Origin of the sequence: uncultured Alistipes sp. (assembly GCF_949296715.1) — a bacterium.
Lineage (GTDB): Bacteria > Bacteroidota > Bacteroidia > Bacteroidales > Rikenellaceae > Alistipes.
The window spans coordinates 1-1557 of record NZ_CASFQD010000054.1 but is presented as its reverse complement, the minus strand read 5'-3'; the positions used below and the strand labels follow the sequence as shown (position 1 = coordinate 1557).

Below are 1557 nucleotides of genomic sequence, written 5' to 3'. Positions count from 1 at the left end.
TGTCGTAGCGGCGGGCCAGTTCCTGCGTGGCGCGGTCGATGCGTTCGAAGTTTATTTCGCGGTGGTCGATGCGTGCGGCCAGGTCGGGCGAGGCGGGGTAGGAGAAGATTTCGGGCATGGTGAGTCCTTCGCGGTCTTCGGGCAGGTAGCCGGTGCCCATGAGGCGGCGGTGCAGGTCGATATCCTCGCTGTGGCCCACGTTGCCTGTCTGGATGAATTTCTGGGTGATGACGCGTCGGCCTTCTTTGATGAGTTGTGCTGCATACCAGGCGGTGCAGTAGGATTTTCCGGCATCGGTGTCGATGCCGCTGATGAAGTAGATGTTGTTCATATTGTTGGTGTTTTTTTGGAAGAAATCACATATATCGGTTGATACGTCAGGCTCACGCCTTCGGACGAGCCGAAGCGGCGGAGGTATTCGTCGCAGAACGCTTGCAGGCGGCCGCGGCTCCACGTCTGCTTCTCCGTGCCGGTGACGCCCGTCATGCGCAGGTGGCGCAGGACGTCGACGGGAGTGGGGAAGCGGAGTACGGCCTCTTCCTGCTCCAGGTGGAGGATGCAGAATCCGGCGTCTTCCAGCTCGCGGCGGAGCTGCTGGGGAGGCGTGTAGTCCAGCCCGTTGCCCGTCAGCGTGCGTATCTCGTGCAGGTTGCGCAGGCCGAAGGTGGTGAAAGCCAGCACGCCGCCGGGGCGGAGCAGCGAGGCGGCGCGGCGGAAGAAGTCGCGGGGCGAGGCGAACCACTGGAGGGTGGAGCACGACGTCAGCAGGTCCAGTCCGCCGGGGAGGGGGCAGGTCTCGGCATCGCCCGCCTCGAACGCCACACCGGGCCGGGCGGTCAGGCCCTCCAGGCAGAAGCGCATCTCGGGGCAGAGGTCGTTGAGGTGGAGCAGCGAGGGGTGCCACGTGTCGTGGATGAGCTGCGAATACAATCCCGTGCCGCAGCCGAACTCGGCGATGCGGTCGAAGCGGGCGTCGGGCAGGGTGCGGCGCAGCAGGGCGGTCATCTTCTCGGCCACCTGCTGCTGCACGCGCGCCTCGCGACTATAGGTGGCGCGAGCGCGGGCAAATCGTTCGGCTATCAGGCGTTTGTCCATCGGTCTTGCAGGTAATGGTTGAAGAGGGTTTCCTGGTAGTGCGCGTCGTCGGTCTCGCGGACGGGCGTACCCAGCTCGTACCAGGCCGTCAGCTGGTTGGCGGGCGGGATGATGCGGTCTGCGCGGCCCACGACGGCTTCGGTCCACGTCAGCGTGGCGTCGGGCAGCTCGGCGTCGAGGCGGGCGATGCAGGCCAGCTCGTCGCGTATCTCGTCCAGCGGGCGGCGGGGCGTGCGTTCGAGGAACTGGCGGAAGGCGATGCTGTCGGCACACATGCGGCGCAGGAACTTGTGGAGCGAGGCGCCCGTCAGTCCGTCGAGCGTACCTTGGTAGATGGCGGGCGGAATGCCGCGCCGTTCGTCGATGGGGTGGGGCGTGCCGTTCAGGGCGGTGCAGCTGGCCACGTTCAGGCCTGCCGAGGGCAGCACGTGCGAGGCGGCCCATACGCCCATCGACCAGCCT

Annotated in this window: 3 protein-coding genes; all 3 read right to left on the bottom strand. The window is 66.3% G+C overall.

From position 1 onward, the window contains the following. On the bottom strand, positions 1-331 hold a 331-nt coding region (locus Q1Y33_RS08045), incomplete at its 3' end, for a dethiobiotin synthase (protein ID WP_300799227.1). Beyond that, the gene (bioC, locus tag Q1Y33_RS08040) at positions 328-1095 is read right to left on the bottom strand and encodes a malonyl-ACP O-methyltransferase BioC (RefSeq protein ID WP_300799226.1); all 768 of its coding nucleotides are present in this window, start codon (positions 1093-1095) and stop codon (positions 328-330) included. The genes Q1Y33_RS08045 and bioC, both read right to left, overlap by 4 nt. Then, a partial coding sequence (locus tag Q1Y33_RS08035; RefSeq protein WP_300799225.1) for a pimeloyl-ACP methyl esterase BioG family protein occupies positions 1080-1557 on the bottom strand: 478 nt, incomplete at its 5' end. The genes bioC and Q1Y33_RS08035, both read right to left, overlap by 16 nt.

Excerpts from the sequence above, each read along its gene's own strand:
- bioC (WP_300799226.1), bottom strand. The coding sequence starts at position 1,095 with ATGGACAAACGCCTGATAGCCGAACGATTTGCCCGCGCTCGCGCCACC.